Source organism: Paraburkholderia kirstenboschensis, from assembly GCF_904848585.1.
Lineage (GTDB): Bacteria > Pseudomonadota > Gammaproteobacteria > Burkholderiales > Burkholderiaceae > Paraburkholderia > Paraburkholderia kirstenboschensis.
Map to the genome: position 1 here is coordinate 268139 of NZ_CAJHCR010000006.1, position 17349 is coordinate 285487.

Consider the following 17349-nt stretch of genomic DNA (forward strand, 5'->3'; position numbering starts at 1 on the left):
GCGCGCGTTACAGACTGGCGACAGACACAAAGCAAGCGGCAAAGGTGCGGCGCCGACAGGGAAGCAACGAGGGAAAACTTACCTAGAGCTCATTTCGAACGGGACGCTGTGGCATTAGTTACTGAACGTCTCGGCGGGAGAATTATAAACGTTTCAAAACTGCAACCAAGAGGGGCGTGGTTCGATAAGTAACAATGGCACCCGTACCGTCCGCGCGGAGCCCGCGGCTTTCGCGAATCGACTGCCCTTCGAAAAGCACGCCTCGCGAGTGCCTGGAAAACGTAAAAGCTTTATTCGTCGGCGGATAAAGCGATTGCGGCGGCCGGTAGAATTATCTGATCGCCACTTTCGGCCGCAGCGCCAGTGAGATTTGGCGCGACCCAAAACCTTGGTACGCATATTGCGTAGTCGCCAAGGGGAGTTGCGGACCTCATGCAACTGTCCTGATTCAACTGCACCATGTCGTTTTCCCGTGTTACACAACGCACTGACCTTACACACCAGAGTGGTACGCTGAAGAAAGCAGCCTTCGCGGCAGTGAGTCGCCGCCTTGCGGCGAGATCCAAGCGACTAGAACGCACCGCGAAGTGCAATTGCCGGCTAACGGCTCAACATCGCTGCGGGAGCCACTGCGATGGGATACAAATCCTATACCCTGATGACCTTACTGGCGGTTAGCAACGCAGCCCTCGCGTGGCAGCCGCTCATCTACCCGATTCGAAGTCAAACCGCGTATCAGCGCAGCGTCGACAGTGCGTTGTGCTATGCGTCTGCGAATAAGGAAACCAAAGTCAACACTGTGCGCGAGGCGCAAATTCCGCCGCCAAAGTCTGCGGCAACCAAGACGTCTTCTACTGGCGCGCCATCGCGTCCGCCGCTTCCTCCGAGTACGTTCTCCGCCGCGCCTGGTGGTCCTGCGCTGCCCGACGGCATGGCGCCGGCCGCGCCCAACGCGGCTTCGGCGACGCAACCCGGCGCCGCCACAGCCAGCAATGCCGCGTCGGCGGCAATCGCGGACAAGCCCGCGAGTGGAGCGGCAACGGCAACGGCAACGGGGACCGCCAATGCGGGGCACGCGGCATCTGGGGCACTGCCTCCCTCCGCGGCAATCGCCGACAAGCCCGCCTCTGAGCCAGCGACCACAGCAAGCGCTGCCGGCGCGTCACAACCAGGCACCGCCGCACTGCCGCCACTTCCGGCACCCGAGCCACCCATGACGCGCTACTGGGCCGCTTACGGCGCATGCATGCAGGCACGCGGCTATGTCGTTGCGCAGTAAGCCTTGGTTGCAGGCCTGCTTGCGGCGTCCAGTACGCCGGCTACGGTGAGCACGTCGCACGCCGCCGGCAACATCGCGAATATAACGACATGAATACAGACCAGAACGATTCTCCGGAATGCGAACATTGTGGCGCACCGCTCGTGAGCCGCAACGTTCCCTGTCCTTCATGCCGTGCGCGCAGTGTCCCTGCGTATGCCGCGATGGTGCCGACGCTGACCGTGCGACTCACCGACGCGCGGCCGCCGAAAGCGAGGCGCCTACCGATGCAAAGAGTGTGGGACCCCTCGCGTGCGCTCGCCAATCCCTATGCGGTGGTCGAAGACGCAGCCATCGTCCAGAGCACTTATCAGCGGATGCGCGAACCGCTCGCTCTTGCCGCCTCCGCTCTGATCGTAGCCTCGGCGGTCTATGTCGGCTTCATACAGAGCAAAGACAGCGATGAAGACGTGGAACCGCTTACTGTATCCGGTGCGATCAGCAGGCAGAAGAGCGTGACGCCGGTCCTGGCGGTGCAGCGCCCTGAGACTGCTGCTCCTGCGCGGTCAACAGCGGTCACCGCCGCTCCTCGCTCCGATACGGCACCCACGTTGCCCACGGCATTGACCGCGGAGTTACCCGCTTCGTCGTCGTTGTCCGCGCGCCGCACCGCACCGGCCGTTTCCGCTGCCGCAGCCATCTCCGCTGCGCCGGCCGCCTCCGGTGTCGCAATCGCAATCGCGCAAGCAAAACGCAATCCCGGCGCCACACCGCCCATCACCGCAGAAGAAAAAGCACGCGCCGACCTGTCGCGGCATCTGCGTGCCGCGCGTGCAAGTCTTCAGGAGAACAATTTATCTGCGACGAAGGCGCGCGTCGCCGCGGCGATCGCGGTGCAACCTCAAAGCCGTGACGCGCAGAACCTGCGCGCGGCCGTCAATACACGTGAACAGCAGCGTGACGCACTGTTGAGTCTTGCGCGAGGCTGCGGCTACATTGCCCGCTGGGATTGCGTGTCGCTCAACGCAGGCAGCGCGCTCGGTATCGATTCGAGCAGCAAGGAAGCGCGGCATCTCATGACACTTGCGGTGCAGGAGTCGGCGCTCGCAAGCGCCCGGACGATCGAGCCCGCACCCGAAGCTGCGCCCGATACGCGCGACATCAACCTGCATCATTGAGGCGCGCCCGGTTCGACGTTCAGCGCGCCGACACTGCCGGACACACTTGCCGCGCAATCGCGCGGTATCGCTCGGCCGTGTCCCTAAGAGTGAGTCCCGCTAGCGATCTTTGCACGCGCTTCTCGCTCAACGCCTTCACGATGGCGTCGGCGTAACCGTCCACGTTGTCGGTATCGACCAATTGCACGCAGGGGAAACCATTGGCGAATGCGAACGCCGGTATCCTGCTCGCGACGATCGGCACGCCCGAAGCCAACGCCTCCAGAAACGCCACGCTGTGCCCTTCTGAACGCGAAGGCATGACGAAAACGCTCGACTCGGAAAGCACGGTCGCCACATCGCTGCGCGGCCCGGCGACCACGACGCGCTCCGCAACGCCCAGCTCCGTTGCGAGCGCAACGACCGCACGCTGGTAATCGGGGTCCTCGACCACGCCGTAGAGCACGAGCCGTGCGTCGCCAACCTGCTTGAGCACTTCGCTGAAAGCGCGCACCGTGAGCAGTTGATTTTTGACAGACGCATATCGGCCGATCTGAACGATCTGCGGAACACTCGCGGCTCGCTGCGCCCCGTCGGTAAATGCGAAGCGCGCAAGATCGACGCCGTTCGGCACCACCGTCATCGACGGATGCACGCCGATTGCCTGTATGTAGTCCGTGACGCCTTGCTGCGATACGCCGATCACGACGCTCGCGCGCCCCGACAGAAGACGTTCGATGCGCCGGAACAGCGGGCGCTCGAAATCGTTAGTCGCGGAGTGCATCACGTAGACGACAGGCACGCCCAGCGGCAACGCGCGCGCATAAAACGACGGAATCGTGGCATGCGCGAAGATCACATCCGGGCGAAACCGCCGCACTGCGACGAACAGATTCCACAGCTTGCGCGCCGCGTGGTGCCGTTTTTGCGGAAACCAGCACTGCACGCCATGCGTCTGCAACTCGCTCGCCAACGACGTGAAGTCGTCATGCGCAGGCAGGAGCGAGCCAACGCATACCGCCATGCCCCCGGCGCACTGATCGAGCGCGAGATCTTTCGCGAGCACTTCCGCGCCGGACAAACGCGGCGCCAGTACGAGATGGAAGACGCGCATCATGCAGTCCTTGCTCTCAGGGTTCTGTACAGCATCCACGCCGCGGCGCAGCCGAGGCCCAGCGTCATCGACCACGCGATACCCGTCACGCCCCACCAGCGAACCGCGAGCGGCGCACTGATCAGCAGCACCACCACCTGAATCGCCGAAGCATGCACAGTCGCTTTCGCGTCGCCGATTGCGCGCAAATACGAAACGAGCACCGCGATCAAAGCGCCTATTGCCATGTTGATGACGAGTATCCTGAAGAGCGGCACGGCGGGCAGCCAGGCCGCGCCGAGAATCAGCGAGAACATCGGCTCCGCGATCAGCCGCAGCACCTCGACGAAAGCGGCGAGCCCGATTGCGGCCGCCAGCAGATAAACCCTGATGAGGCGCGACGCCGCCTTGGGATCGCGGCGATGATGCGCGGCAAAAGTCGGAAACAGGTATTGCGACATCGCGATCGCCGCATCGGCAAGCAGCATCTGCGCGAGACGCGACGACATCTGATAGCCGCCGAGTTGCGTGGGGCCCAGCAGCTTGCCGACCACCACCTTGTCGAACTGGTTGAGCAGCAGGTTGATCACACTGCTCGCCCAGATCCATCGACTGAAACCGACATACTGGCCGATGCCCGACCAAACCGCGCGCACCGGCGGCCTGGGTTTCATGGTCCCCCACGTCAGCGCGCTTTTAAGCGATTCACCGGCGACGAGGCCGATCAGTACCGAAGCCGCGCCCGCGCCGAGATAAGCGAGCGCGAGGCCGACCGAGCAATCGACGAAGGCAGCGGCCACCTCGACACCCGCGATATGTTGGAAGCGCCGCTCACGCTGGACCACGTAGTAGGTCGGCGACGCGAGCCCGCGCAACAGCGGCAGCAACGCGGCGAGCTGGATCAGCACGAGCGATCCATCGAGATGAAACTGGCTGCTCAGCAACGGTGCGAGCGCAACCAGCAACAGCGAAATCAATACGCCACGCGCCGTGAGAGTGGTCCACACCGCGCCGAGCTGCGAGCGCGTTGGTGCGTGCTCGCCTTGAATCACTGCCTGCGCGAGCCCGGTATCGGATAGCGCCTCTGCAATTGCGACCGCGAGCAAAGCCACGCTCACACTGCCGATCGCCGCCGGCCCGAGCATGCGGCCGATCGCAAGAAATTTGATGGCCACCAGTCCACGCACCGCGAACTGTTGCAATAACACCCATGTCGCCGCGCTCGCGCCGAAACTGCTGGCTATCGAGAGCGCGGGAAGCCTGATCGCCCGCAAGCTCATTCTCCGTCGAATTGCAGCGCCGTGCAGCGGTTTGATCAGCGTGTCGTGACTCGCTGTGAACGCCGCGGCGCCTGATTGGAATTGGGTCCCGCCAGCAAGCTGGCGACGGTTTATCTATAACCGTAAGCAGGACCTTACCGCGAGATATTCGCCGTCAACCGCCATCAACCAGGCGGCTTCGGCCCGAGCCCTTGTCTGGTAGTACGTTTACCCACACAAACCGAGAGATACGCGGTTTTCATGCTGCGAGGGGTGCTACCGTTATTCATCTGACGCCACGGCAGAGCCCGCGGCTCGGGCCATTTCCGCTCGCGGCGGAGAACCCGCTGATGCAATTCGTCAACCCATGCACGCTATTTCCGCCTATGCCTACCGACGTGATCGAACCTGACTTTGTCCTGATCGTGGAGCCCAATCTCACCGGCCACCGCTGGCGGTATGTCGAGTGGACGATGCAGGCCTGCGCGGAGGCCGGCTATCCGTGCATTCTGGTCACTGAATGCGCAAACGAAGATCACCGGCTCGCGAAACAGATCACTGCAGCCAACCGCCCCGATCAGCAGATCGCTTTTGTCGATCCGGAGGAAAGCCGCACTCACCGTTTGCGCGAGCGCAATCAGTATTGGCGCTTTCATAACTACTTTCAGCGTGCATACCGCATCCTCAGCCGCACGCAGTCGATCCGGCTGGTCGTCGTGCCGTATGCCGATTATTTTTTCAATGGACTACCGTTTCTTGGCGCTCCGTTCGGCAAGACGCCGTGGATCGGCATTACGATGCGCTCGACGTTTCATCATCACAAGGTAGGCATCAAGGCGCCCGATCGTCCGCTCGTCAACACGATCAAGGCACAGCTGTTCAAACGCGCGGTTCGCACGCCGGGGCTGCGCACCTTGCTGAGCATCGATCCCACCTTGCCGGAATGGGCAGCGCTCAATACATCGAAAGACAGTGCAAATGTCGCCTATGTAGCCGACCCCTTCCCGGACGAACGCGCGGAAGACCCTGCGCTCGCGCGCGAGCGGCTCGGGCTCGATCCCACGCAACGCTACCTGCTCGTGTACGGCGCAATCACCGAACGCAAAGGCATCTACGAACTGGTTCATGCGATGACGCGTCTCGAGCGCGCGCCCACGCTGATCGTCGCAGGCGAACAGGATGCAAGCACGCGGCACTTCATGCGCAATCACATTCGCAGCCTCACGCCCGCGCCGCTCGTGCTGGATTCGTTCATCTCCAACGACATGGAACGCGATCTGTTCTCCGCATGCGACGCGGTATGGCTCGGCTACAAAGGCCATTACGGCATGAGCGGCGTGCTCGTGCAGGCGTACCGCTTCGGCAAGCCGGTAATCGCAACGGAAGACGGTCTGATCGGCTGGTTCAGCAGGCGTTGCGAATTGGGACCGATACTGAACGACCTGAGCTCGGCGTCGATCGGCAAGGCCATTGCCGAAACAATGACTTCATGGCCGCACGAACATGCAACGGCATCGTCGCGCGACAACCTACTGTCGCGGCATACGCTCGGCGAATTCAAGCAAACCTTGCTGCAACAGATGGCGTGATTCAACCGCCGTCCGCATGACGTGCGCCGGCCACACCCCCCGCGCACGTCATGCGTTCTCTCACGACAGCTGCCCACTGGCGACAGGCACTTCCTCGCGCACCGAGCTGCTGCGCTTTTCAGGAAACAACGCATTGCGCATTAGCAGGAACGGGTATTCGATTGCGCGCGTCGTCACATAGCCGATCACGATTGCGATGACGAACTGCGCCGCGAGCGCAACGATCCAGATGACGCTCGGCGCGAGGCCAAGCGCGGTGGCCTTGCGAATCACCATATCGCCGGGAGCGAGCGCGAGCGAGTGCCACAAGTAGATTCCGTATGAATAGAGACCCACCCAGGCGACCCCGCGATAAACCCATGTCGTGCGCAGCGAGCCCGAGTACTCCAGCACCAGCACGATAAGCGCGGCAAAACCGAGTGCCTGGATCGTGTATCCAATGCTTTCGTCGAGTGCGATGTTGCTCGTCGCCAACACAAGCCATGCACATAACAGCGCGACGCTGCCGATCAGCAGCCACTTGCGCTTCGCGATCTGGTGATAGATGCCCGGCTTCATCCAGTAGATCGCGGAGAGGATCACGCCGATCAGCAAGCTGTCGATGCGGTACTGGGTATAAGCAAATGCCCCTTGCAGATCGCCGCCCGCCACCGCAAAGCAACGCGCTGTGAGCGTTACCGCACAGATTGCCGAAAGTACGCCGATAATCGTCCATGCACCGAGTCGCAAGCGCGAGAAAAGTAAAAGCAGCGCCGGCAGCACGAGATAAAAATGTTCTTCGACCGCGAGACTCCATGTCTGCGTGATCGAGGTGCCGAGATAATTCTGCAGATGCGTCATGTTCTGAAACAGGAACGTATTCCACGGATGCCGGCCGGCCAGCACATGAAAAATGACCAGAACGTAATACGCGGGCCAGATACGGAACATCCGCCGCACGATGAAACGGCGTGCGTCGACATGCCCCGTTTCGGCGTATTGCCGAAGCAGCAGGCCGCCGACCAGAAAGCCGCTCAATGTGAAGAAGAGATTGACGCCCTCTCGCCCGAAGTTCTTGAGTGGGTACTCGATAATCTGAAGGAGTACATTGTCGGTATGAACAGCGTGAAAGTGAAAGCCCATCACCGCAATGATTGCGATGCCGCGAACGAAGTCCAGCTCGATCGCCCGACCGGCTTTCGCGGGTCCCGTCCCGCCAAATAGCTTCATTTTGTTTTCCCCTTTCTGTTTTCTCGGGCGCATCCCCCTTCTTTGCATCTTCGGTGTCAGCAGGTACAAGCGACCGCCAAGATCAAGGCATTCACCGACAATAAAGGAGAGCTCGCGTGCGTCTTGCAGGCATAGCCCTTTCCACTGTCGCCAGAATCCAGGCAGGCGGAGACGAACAGCAATTAGCGATATCCGCAAGCACAAAGTTGCGCTCACAATGACCCGACGCGAGACCGTCCGCTTAGACGACGGCAAACGGCGACGGGGAGGAAATAAGAATGCGCCATCAGTATGCAGCACCCTGGATATCGATTTTTCTATTACCGCTTGCTCTGGACTACAAGGCCACCAACGCGACCACGGGCCACTTCGCCCAATTCATATTCGTCGTTCCAGCAGTGGCAGCGGGGCTCGCCCTTCTGCTCATCGCACCGCGCTTTCACGAGCGTTCCCGGCTTCGCACAATCGTTACCACGAGCCTGCTGCTGTGCGTATTCGGTAGTGTCGTCGCGCAACTGATCCAGGATAACGACAGCGGCAACTATTTGCGCGTGCTGCTGCCGTTCATGCTTTTCCTGCTCGGCTATCTCGTCGCGTGCCGGCCGTGGAGCGAGCAAAGAATCGCGCAGTTCGAAAAAGCGCTATTCGCGGCGAACGTAGTCAGCCTCGTGTTCACCTTCGTCTACGGCCTCGCGACGAGCGGCGGCCTCGACGACGCGCGCTTTCGCATCATCTCTGTGACGCTGCTCGGATTGCAAGGCGTGCTGCTCCACGAATTCGTGGTCGCCAAGCGCTATTCGTCGTTCACGGTCGCCGTGTTTATCGGCACCGTGATTGTCGAACTGCTAAGCGTGACTCGCAGCCTGCTGGTCGGTACGGTGCTGCTGTTCGTGATCGCGATGGCACTCAGCGCGCCGTCGATGCGGCAGATCTGGCGCGCCGTCGCGCGCGGCCTCATGGTTGTCGTGGTGTTGGCGGGCGTGGCGGGTATCGCGATACTGACCGTTCCCAATGTCGCGGAACACTGGACGCAGCGCATTTTCGTGGCGGAAGCAACCATCTCCGGCAAGGATCCGACCACCATCACGCGTCTCGCGGAAATGCGCGACCAGTATGACCAGGTCACCGCCTCGCCGGAAACGCTGTTGTTCGGCGCGGGCTACGGGCACTACTACCGTTATTCGCCGGATTATCTGCCGGACCTTGCAGGCCAGTTCAGCAAGCAGGATTTCTACGCGATCAACGAATGGGCCGCGGGCCACAACTTCTGGGTCTACCAGTTGTTCGCGGGCGGGCTCGTGTTCGGTATCGCGATGCCACTCGCCACACTCGGCGCGCTCGCGCTATGTTTCTTCGCCTATCGCTACTGGCGCTCGGTTGTGCCCGATGCGCCGATGCTGCCGATACTCGGGCGCGCGATCATGCTGTTCGCCGCGTTGCCGGCCACCTCTATCGGCGGCAATCCGCTTGGACCTCGCTTTTCCGGGCTCGTATTCGGCATTGGTCTCGGTTTGATGATTGCCACCTACACGCGTTTGCAGCGCGCACTGCCCGCACGCGCGAACCGTATGGGCGCCGCGCGCCGCATGCGGGCCACCGCTTCGCCGGACTTGCCCCGCCGCATTCAACCGGGCATGGGCCGCGCGGATCTCGCCAGTACGCTGGGCATGTCGCAGACGACACGACTGCCGGGTTCCAACCGACCGGACATCGCGCGATGAAAATCCTACACGTGCTTGCAAGCGTGGATCCACGCGCCGGCGGTCCCGTCGAGGGCGTTCGCCGCAGCGGCGTGGCCATGCAGGATGCTGGACATGAGATCGAAGTCGCTACCTGCGATGCCCCGGACGATCCATACCTTGCGGCTTTTCCGTTCCCGGTTCATGCGTTCGGCCCCACACCCAACCGCTACAGCTATAGCGCCTATCTCGCGCCGTGGCTTGCGAATCACGCGAAGCGCTTCGACGCCGTCGTCGTGCACGGCCTGTGGCAATACCATGGCTTTGCGACATGGAAAGCGCTGCACGACAGCGGCGTGCCGTACTACGTGTACACGCACGGCATGCTGGACCCGTGGTTCAAAGAGGCATATCCGCTCAAGCATCTAAAGAAATGGCTCTACTGGCCATGGGCTGAGTACCGTGTGCTGCGTGACGCGCGCGCTGTGATCTTCACGACCGAAGAAGAGCGCACCAGGGCCCGCCAATCGTTCTGGCTCTATCGCGCTCGCGAGCGCATCGTGCCGTTCGGAACAACGGTTCCTAAGGTCGACGTAGCGTCGGTGCGCGAAGCGTTTTTACAGGCAGTACCCAGCGCACGCGGCAAACGCGTCGTGCTGTTTCTCGGCAGAGTGCATGCGAAAAAGGGCTGCGATCTGCTGATCGACGCATTCGCGCGCGTGGCCAAACGTGACGAGGCGCTGCATCTCGTGATCGCCGGTCCCGATGAAACCGGCTGGGCCGCGAGTCTGCGCGCTCAGGCGCAAGCTGCTGGCATCGCGCATCGCATGAGCCTGCCTGGCATGCTGCAAGGCGATTTGAAGTGGGGCGCGTTTCATGCAAGCGACGTGTTCGCGCTGCCGTCGCATCAGGAGAATTTCGGTGTCGCGGTGGCCGAGGCGCTCGGCTGCGGCCTGCCCGCGTTGATCTCCGATAAGGTCAACGTGTGGCGCGAAATCGAAGAAGGCGGCGCGGGGCTGGTTGGGTCCGACACCGTCGAGGGCACCGAAAAGAGCCTCGTTCGCTGGCTGGAACTCGACGACGCCGCTCGTGAAGCGATGCGTGCGCAAGCCGCGCGCACATTCAACGCCCGCTTCAGGATCGAAACGATGGTGAGCGCGTTAACCACCCTGCTTGAAACGAGAGGCGGTCACCACGACCAGGCAGAGAAGAACACACTCCCCGCTTTTCGCAAAGCCACTCAGCAGGCTCGCTGACTTCCATAAAGAATGACGGCGCTCATATGAGCGCCGTCCTTGTGCCGGGCGACGCCGCGTTCACTGCGACGTCGCCTTCGTTTATTTCACTACCGGTTCACTGCTCCTTCATCAACGGCGTCAACGTCGAGGCCGCGATCGGCAGCGTCTCTACCGGCGACTGCGCCGGCGTAACACCGCTATTCGCCGCTTCCGCGCGCGTGTTGCCGACGATGTTCGGAACGTCGAGTTGCCGCGCCAGATGTCCGGCGAGCCGCAACGACAATGCGGCGATTGTGATGGTCGGGAAATTCGCGCCGACAGTCGGGAACACCGAACTGCCGCCGATATAAAGGTTGCTGATGCCGTGTACCTTGCAATCGCGGTCGACCACGCCCTCGCGCGGCGAGTCATGCATGCGCGTCGTGCCCATGTGATGCCACGTCCCTTCCAGTTTCTGCGGCCACGGCCTGCCTTCGAGCGGCGCGTCCAGTTGGACTTCGGCGACGCGCGCCAGCCGCAGCTCCTTCGCGAGAGCCTCGAACGTTTTGTCGAATGTGCGCTTCACCTGGTCGCCAAGGCGCCAGTCGACCTTCACGCGCGGCATGCCGAAACGATCGTGCTTGTCGACGGACAATGTGACGCGGCTGTCCGGATCGGGCACCGCTTCGACGATTGCCTGCAACGTGACGTCGGTGATCAGCGCAGGCCACTGCAACAGCCGCGTCAAGCCATATCCCACCGTATCCAGAGGGTGCGCCGCCATCGTCGCAATGTCCGCCTTCAGGCTGCGCCCCGGCTGGTCCTTGTGCATCAGCGCTTCCTTGCAGCGGATCAGCGCCTCGGAGCCCGCGCTGCCTTCGCCGTACCACCGCGAATAGAGCCACACGCGAGAATTGAGCAGCTTTTCGCGCTCCATCATCTCCTGTCGCGGCGCGAACTGAGATGAGATCTTCGTACCGTGCGCCGAGACGGCTGCATTCTGGTAGTGGTACTTGATGTCATACAGCTTGTTGCGCGCAACGCCCGGCAGGAAACGCACTTTCCCCGACATCATGCGCGGGTGGTCCATGAAGTAGCGGCCCACCAGATCGTTAGCGTTGCCAAGTCCTGCTGCCTGAACATTGTTCGAAGCAAGCAGTAACCGCGCGTTCTCGATTCCGCCCGTGGCAAGCACGAAAATGCGCGCCTTCACGGACATTCTGCGGCCGCTGATCGTGCCGACCTGCACTCGCGTAATCGTCGTGCCTTGCGCATCTGCGTCGATATTGAGGACGTTCGCGTGCAGAAACACGCGCACGCGCGTAGAGTTCGACAGTTCCTCGCGGTACACCTTGCCGAAGCGCACCGGCGGACTGAATTGAGCAACGGTGTCGCGCATATCGCCGGTGCCCAGCGGAATGCGGCGCACGTCTGAGCGGCCGATCTCGCGCTCCCAGTAGGCGGGGTCGAAGGTTTGAGGTCCGAGCTTCAGCAGATCGTGCGTGCGCGCATAGTACGGCGCGAGTTCGTCGAGACCAAACGGCCAGCCGCTATGTGCAATCCAGTCACGCTTCTCGAAGTCCCACGGATCGAGCGGGCGGCACCAGCCGCCCCAGCAATTGCTGCTGCCGCCGAAATAGCGGCTGCGCGAGCCGTCCGCAAAACGGTACGGCAGGCCGGCATTCTCGCCGCGATAGAGGTCGCGTGTTTCCTCGTCGGGCGCGAAGCCGCCGCTTTCAAGCATGCAGGTATCCACGCCGATGCGCGACATTTCACGTGCGAGCGTAATGCCCGCGACCCCTCCCCCGATAATGCAAACCGTCGTTTCAATGACCGTGTTTTGCTCGACATTGCGAGTATCGATGAACATCCGCAGCTCCCGTATTCTTTCATAATGTTGTGGGGCGTCGCTGGCTCGCAGGCGAGTGGCCTCGCGAGCAACGCGCCCATATGCCTTGACCGGATGCGCCTTTTTTCCGGTTGCCACCACGTCGGTCTCCTCAGCGTATAAACGCTGCGGCTTTACTTCTGTGCTTCAGGTCACGGAACAAACCGCTTCCGTAAAAAACGACACGGATTTCCGCCATACACGCCCTCAGCTTCGAGCGAACGATGCACGACAGACAACGGCGTGACGACTGCCGAGCGGCCAATCGTCACGCCCATCTGCACGACGCATTTCGACGTGATCCACACGCCGTCTTCGATCACGATAGGCGCCACACGCAGGTCCATCGTCGTGCTCATGTCATGCGAGCCGGCCGTGAGGAAGGTCCCCTGAGAGATGCACACGTTCGAGCCAATGTGAATCGGCGCCTGGTTGTAGATCCATACGTCGACGCCGAACCAGCACTTGTCGCCGACCTCGAGATTCCATGGCGCCTTCACGCGCAGTGGATGCACGAAACGACACCCCGTGCCGATCTTCGCGCCGAAGAGGCGCAGCAAAGCGACTCGCACGAATGAGAACGGCAGCAGCTTGTTGTTGATCACGCAGGCTTCCACGAAGAACCATATAAGCTCTATCAGCGCACTGCGCCGCGCGCTGTAATTCCCCTTGCCGGCCAGACTCAGGTCGATGACGCGACGCTCGGCGGCGGCGCCCTCTGCTTGCGGCGAGCATGCGAGCCGCGGATCGTCTGCAATGTTGCCCATCACCTTCCTCCATACCCTGCTTTCCCGTGCCAATACACAGGGATGCTAATCATCTTTGTGCGGGTGGCTTTGACCGCCATGTCGCTTTGAAACGTGTCCGTCCAGGCAAGCGTTTTGGCGGCTACGCGCATGGATTTTGGCGCACGATATCTTCATCACGACTGTATCAACCCCGGGGACCACAATGACCACTTCGCTTCAGCGCACCGCCACCTGCATGCTTGTCCTTGCCACCGCGTGCGCAGGACCGGCGCTCGCCCAGAACGCCGCGCCTGCCCGAGCACCGGCAATGACCGCCACCGCGCCGACCGGCTATGGCGCGCCCCAGCAGGCTCCCGTCGATCGCCGCGCCGTGCAGCGCAAGCGGGAGCAGAAGCTGCTCGGCGCACCCGACGGATACGGCGCCGCCAATGCACAAGACGGCAATATCGACGACGCACGCCGCGCGGCGTTGATGGACGAGCAACGCATGACCGTCATCGGTGCCGAGCAAGCCGGCCAGCAGGGCGCTGCGGGCAAGCGCAAGGCGCCTGCCGCTGCCAACGGCCAGTTGCGCGTGGCCGACGCGGCTCCGCGCCAGCGCGCAGCGGACACGCTGCTGCCCCAAGGCGCGGCGAAGGCCGCTTACACCGATCCGTACACAACCGGTAAGCGCTCCGTCTACCGGTCGCCGTGGTGATCGCGCGTTCATGAGAGGGCCGCATGCCGGTTCAATCCGGCGCGGCTTCCTCCGTGGTCGCAGGCTTTACGTGCGGCACCGCTACCGCTGAAGGCCTTGGATCGAAATACGTCTTGCTGGCTTCCGCACGCCTTCTTCCTGCCGCGCGGCACAGCATTCCAACGCGTTCTTCAAACGTACTGATCGTCGAATCGGGCGACAGCGTGCTTTCCGCATAGTCACGCGCCGCACGGCCGAGCGCTGCGCGCCGCTCCGAGTCGTTTGCAAGTGCAGTGATAGCGCCCACCAGCGCCTTCACGTTATCCGGCGGCACGACCACGCCGCGCGAATGCACCGCCTCGTGAAGCGCCGTGCCACGCCGTGCCATCGCAATCGTCGCGCGACCGCTGGCAAGCATGCCTGTCAGCTTCGACGGCATCATCAGATCGGCGGCATCGGCGCGTTGCGGCAGCACGTGAATGTCGGCGAGATTAAGCAGTTCGTTCAGGCGCTCCACCGGCTGCAGCGGAAGAAAGACGCAGTTCGGCAAGGCGGCGCACCGCTTGACGAGATTCTCTCTTGCCGCGCCGCTACCGCAGAACACGAACGTGATGTCCGGGCGAAACGCGAGCGACGCCGCGGCTTCCGCAAGCGTTTCGATGCCCTGCTTCGCGCCCATGTTGCCCGAGTACAAAACGACCTTTTGCTCATCGGATATGTTGAGCTGGCTTCGATACTCGCTCGGCCGCGGCAGCGGAAACACCGCCGAAACGTCGACCCAGTTGGGCAGGCACACCACCTTTGAAGGCTCGACGCCTTTTGTCGACGCACGCGCGCTCATTTGCCGCGTGATCGACGACACTGCATCGAAGCGCCGCAATAACTGACTCTCGATCCAGCGCGCGATCCGCGCGGCACGCGAGCCTTTAAGCAGGCCGAGTTCAAAAGCGGCGTCGACCTCATAGTCCTGAATGTGCAACCACGCACTCGCACGGGCGACTCGGGCGAGCGCGATCGTCGCGGGTGCGCACATCAAGGTCGGTGCGATCAACAGTACTGCATCGGGGCGCCAGAAGGCCTGCAACGCGAGCAACGGCAGAGAGGTTGCCGCGAAGCTGGCCAGGTGGATCATCCGCTTCACGCCGCTCGGGCGCGACGGCACCCATAGCGGCGCGCGCCATACAGAGACACCGTCGCGCTCTTCGCGACGATAGCGCCAGGATGTATACCCCGAGGAAACTCGCCAATCCGGGTAGTAAGGCGGAGCGCATACCACCCGGACGTCGTGCCCCCGGCTCGCAAGCAGCGCGGCCATTTCAGCCGTGTACTTGCCAGTCCCCGTGAGTTCGGGCGCGTAATTGAGGCCGTAGATCAGGATCTTCATTGTGCGTGTCTGAACGTGTTTAAGGCTTCTATGCCCGACCTCGCGGCGACGCCGCGACGCCCGTCAATCGCTCAGCATCAGCGCACAGCCCCGGGCAATATTGGCGGCTGCAGAAGGCGGATCGAAACGGCGAATGACATCCATGCACCGGTGAGCGGTGCCGCTCGCATCGGCGAAGGCCTCCATAGCCTTCAGAAGCGTGCGCTGCAATCCGGCAACATCGCCCGCAGTGAACGAATAGCCGCTCACTCCGTCGATGACGAGTTCCGGCACGCAGCCGCAGCTTTCGCTGACTACTGCCGGACAACCGTGCGCGAGCGCCTCGTTCACCACGAGGCCCCACGGCTCGCTATAGCTCGGCAACACCATGCAGGTCGCGCGGTAGTACTCCCGCGTGAGCGGCTCGTCTTGCAAACTGCCCGCAAAAGTCACCGCACCGCCCAGTTGCAGTTCGGCGACCTTCGCGTGCAATGCGTCGGCCATCGGCCCCGTGCCGACTATGCGCAACTGCGCTGCTGGAACGCGCTTTCTCAGGCCGGCGAACGCTTCGATCAGCGTGCCGATGCCCTTCTCTTCCGAGAGACGTCCCACGTACAGAAACACCGGCGGATTGCCGGCGCGCGCGGCGACACGCTCCACTAACGCGCGCTCCGGAGAAAACGAGCCCGGCAGCGCGGCCGCCTGGCACGGCACGAAAATCTTCTCCCGCTTCGCGCCGAGCGACAGCAAATACTCACGGCTGCGCTCGCCGAACCCGAAATAGCCGTCGCACAGCGAAAAGAACACGCGCTTGGGAATCGACGTAAGCAGCTTCTTTGGACGGTCTCGCGCAGTCGAATCGCAAAACACCGCGCGCCGCTTGCCGGTCACGATGCACGCGGCGAGCATCGCCCAATATTCCGGGCGGTGATAACCGGGAAGCACGATCAGGTCGGACTTGGCCTTGAGCACTTCCCATGTGAGCCGGCCGATCATCTTGAGCGTCGGCACGTCTTCGTAGCAGCCGTTGAACAGCTTCTGCATCGGATAACGATGGTACGAATAATCGACGTCGGAGAAACCGATGCGGTCGTGCTCGGTATCGGCGATCTGAACCATCGAATAGCGAATTGCTCCGGATGCCGAAATATTATGCAGCGCAGAAAAGACGACACCTTTGTGACGCGACCATACGACGTTGTGGAAGATGGTGACTGATGCGGACATTTTTATGCAACTCCTCGACAAGGCGTCATTGCATGGCAGCCGTAGTCGCCGACGCGGAATAGGATTCGACGAAATCCCGATACGTCGACGCGATTCCCTGCTCGAGTCCGATCGTTGAGCGCCAGCCCATCTTCGCAAGACGCGAGACGTCGAGCAGTTTGCGCGGCGTGCCATCCGGTTTCGACGCGTCGAACACCAGTTCGCCCTCGAAACCCACCACCTTGCAAATGCACTCCGCCAGTTCGCGAATCGACAGATCTTCGCCGACGCCCACGTTGAAAAGACCTTCCGTCACGTTGTTTTCAAGTACGAACAACGTGGCGGCAGCCAGGTCGTCGACATGCAGGAACTCGCGGCGCGGTGTGCCCGAGCCCCACACCGTCAACGTGTCCGCGCCATTCAGCTTCGCTTCGTGCGCTTTGCGTAAAAGCGCGGGCAACACATGGCTGCTGTTCAGGTCGTAGTTGTCGTTCGGGCCGTACAGATTGGTCGGCATCAACGACACGTATTGCGTGTTGTACTCGCAGTTGTACGCCTCGCACAACTTCACGCCGGCGATCTTCGCAATCGCGTACGCGTCGTTGGTCGGCTCGAGCGACGAGGTCAACAGATATTCCTCGCGGATCGGCTGCGGACACTGCTTCGGGTAGATGCACGACGATCCGAAGAAGACGAGCCGTTCCACTTGTGCGCGATACGCAGCGTGAATCACGTTGGTTTCGATCACCAGGTTTTCATAGATGAATTCGCCCGGCCGCGACGCGTTGGCAAGAATGCCGCCCACGCGCGCCGCCGCCAGCAGCACGACGTCGATCTTCTCCGCCTCGAAGAAACGGTTCACGGCCGCCTGATCCGTGAGATCGAGTTCGACGCGCGAGCGCGTTATTACGTTCGTATAGCCCGCGGCAGCGAGCCGTCTGACCAGCGCAGAGCCGACCATGCCGCGGTGCCCCGCGACGAAAATGCGTGAATGTTTGTCCATCGC

The 17349-nt window shown here is 62.1% G+C and carries 14 protein-coding genes; 6 read left to right on the plus strand and 8 right to left on the minus strand.

Annotation, left to right across the window (positions count from 1 at the left end; translation table 11 throughout):
- The first annotated feature begins 634 nt into the window (after positions 1 to 634).
- Together JMY24_RS18910 and JMY24_RS18915 are read left to right on the plus strand one after the other, a co-directional pair.
- On the plus strand, positions 635 to 1279 hold the full coding sequence (locus tag JMY24_RS18910; protein WP_201702679.1) for a hypothetical protein: 645 nt from the start codon (positions 635 to 637) through the stop codon (positions 1277 to 1279).
- Between the two features lie 266 nt (positions 1280 to 1545).
- Positions 1546 to 2436, plus strand: a complete 891-nt coding sequence (locus JMY24_RS18915; RefSeq protein ID WP_236597451.1) for a hypothetical protein — start codon at positions 1546 to 1548, stop codon at positions 2434 to 2436.
- A 19-nt stretch (positions 2437 to 2455) separates the two neighbouring features.
- On the opposite strand, the gene JMY24_RS18920 is transcribed toward JMY24_RS18915, so the two are convergent.
- Both JMY24_RS18920 and JMY24_RS18925 read right to left on the minus strand, forming a co-directional pair.
- Complete coding sequence (locus JMY24_RS18920; RefSeq protein WP_128594366.1) at positions 2456 to 3529, minus strand: glycosyltransferase; 1074 nt, start codon at positions 3527 to 3529, stop codon at positions 2456 to 2458.
- Positions 3529 to 4782 (minus strand): oligosaccharide flippase family protein, encoded by a 1254-nt coding sequence (locus JMY24_RS18925; protein WP_128594364.1) that lies wholly within the window; start codon positions 4780 to 4782, stop codon positions 3529 to 3531. The genes JMY24_RS18920 and JMY24_RS18925 overlap by 1 nt, the downstream gene beginning before the upstream one ends.
- A gap of 371 nt (positions 4783 to 5153) precedes the next feature.
- Between JMY24_RS18925 and JMY24_RS18930 the strand changes: the two genes are divergently transcribed.
- Positions 5154 to 6356: a glycosyltransferase gene (locus JMY24_RS18930; protein ID WP_201702699.1), complete on the plus strand. Its 1203-nt coding sequence runs from the start codon at positions 5154 to 5156 to the stop codon at positions 6354 to 6356.
- A gap of 60 nt (positions 6357 to 6416) precedes the next feature.
- Here the strand turns inward: JMY24_RS18930 and JMY24_RS18935 are convergent, their stop codons facing one another.
- A complete protein-coding gene (locus JMY24_RS18935; protein WP_128594363.1) occupies positions 6417 to 7565 on the minus strand; it encodes an acyltransferase family protein in 1149 nt (382 codons plus the stop codon).
- Positions 7566 to 7843: 278 nt separating this feature from the next.
- On the opposite strand from JMY24_RS18935, the gene JMY24_RS18940 reads away from it, so the two are divergent.
- Positions 7844 to 9286 carry a hypothetical protein gene (locus JMY24_RS18940; RefSeq protein WP_128594362.1) on the plus strand — a complete coding sequence of 481 codons (1443 nt, stop codon included), beginning with the start codon at positions 7844 to 7846 and terminating at the stop codon, positions 9284 to 9286.
- On the plus strand, positions 9283 to 10500 hold the full coding sequence (locus JMY24_RS18945) for a glycosyltransferase (protein ID WP_128594361.1): 1218 nt from the start codon (positions 9283 to 9285) through the stop codon (positions 10498 to 10500). Before JMY24_RS18940 ends, JMY24_RS18945 begins: the two co-directional genes overlap by 4 nt.
- Positions 10501 to 10597: 97 nt before the next feature.
- Here JMY24_RS18945 and JMY24_RS18950 read toward each other — a convergent pair whose 3' ends face one another.
- Positions 10598 to 12331: an FAD-dependent oxidoreductase gene (locus JMY24_RS18950; protein ID WP_201702681.1), complete on the minus strand. Its 1734-nt coding sequence runs from the start codon at positions 12329 to 12331 to the stop codon at positions 10598 to 10600.
- A 170-nt stretch (positions 12332 to 12501) separates the two neighbouring features.
- Positions 12502 to 13116, minus strand: coding sequence for a DapH/DapD/GlmU-related protein (locus JMY24_RS18955; RefSeq protein ID WP_201702683.1), 615 nt, complete (start codon positions 13114 to 13116; stop codon positions 12502 to 12504).
- A gap of 184 nt (positions 13117 to 13300) precedes the next feature.
- On the opposite strand from JMY24_RS18955, the gene JMY24_RS18960 reads away from it, so the two are divergent.
- Complete coding sequence (locus tag JMY24_RS18960; RefSeq protein WP_201702684.1) at positions 13301 to 13795, plus strand: hypothetical protein; 495 nt, start codon at positions 13301 to 13303, stop codon at positions 13793 to 13795.
- 31 nt (positions 13796 to 13826) lie between these two features.
- Here the strand turns inward: JMY24_RS18960 and JMY24_RS18965 are convergent, their stop codons facing one another.
- The 3 genes from JMY24_RS18965 to JMY24_RS18975 all read right to left on the minus strand — a co-directional run bounded on the left by JMY24_RS18965 (position 13827) and on the right by JMY24_RS18975 (position 17346).
- Positions 13827 to 15158: a glycosyltransferase WbuB gene (locus JMY24_RS18965; protein ID WP_128594358.1), complete on the minus strand. Its 1332-nt coding sequence runs from the start codon at positions 15156 to 15158 to the stop codon at positions 13827 to 13829.
- A 63-nt stretch (positions 15159 to 15221) separates the two neighbouring features.
- Entirely contained in the window at positions 15222 to 16364 is a 1143-nt protein-coding gene (locus tag JMY24_RS18970; protein ID WP_128594357.1) for a glycosyltransferase family 4 protein, read from the minus strand.
- Positions 16365 to 16389: 25 nt separating this feature from the next.
- Positions 16390 to 17346 carry a GDP-L-fucose synthase family protein gene (locus JMY24_RS18975; protein ID WP_128594356.1) on the minus strand — a complete coding sequence of 319 codons (957 nt, stop codon included), beginning with the start codon at positions 17344 to 17346 and terminating at the stop codon, positions 16390 to 16392.
- Positions 17347 to 17349: the final 3 nt, after the last annotated feature.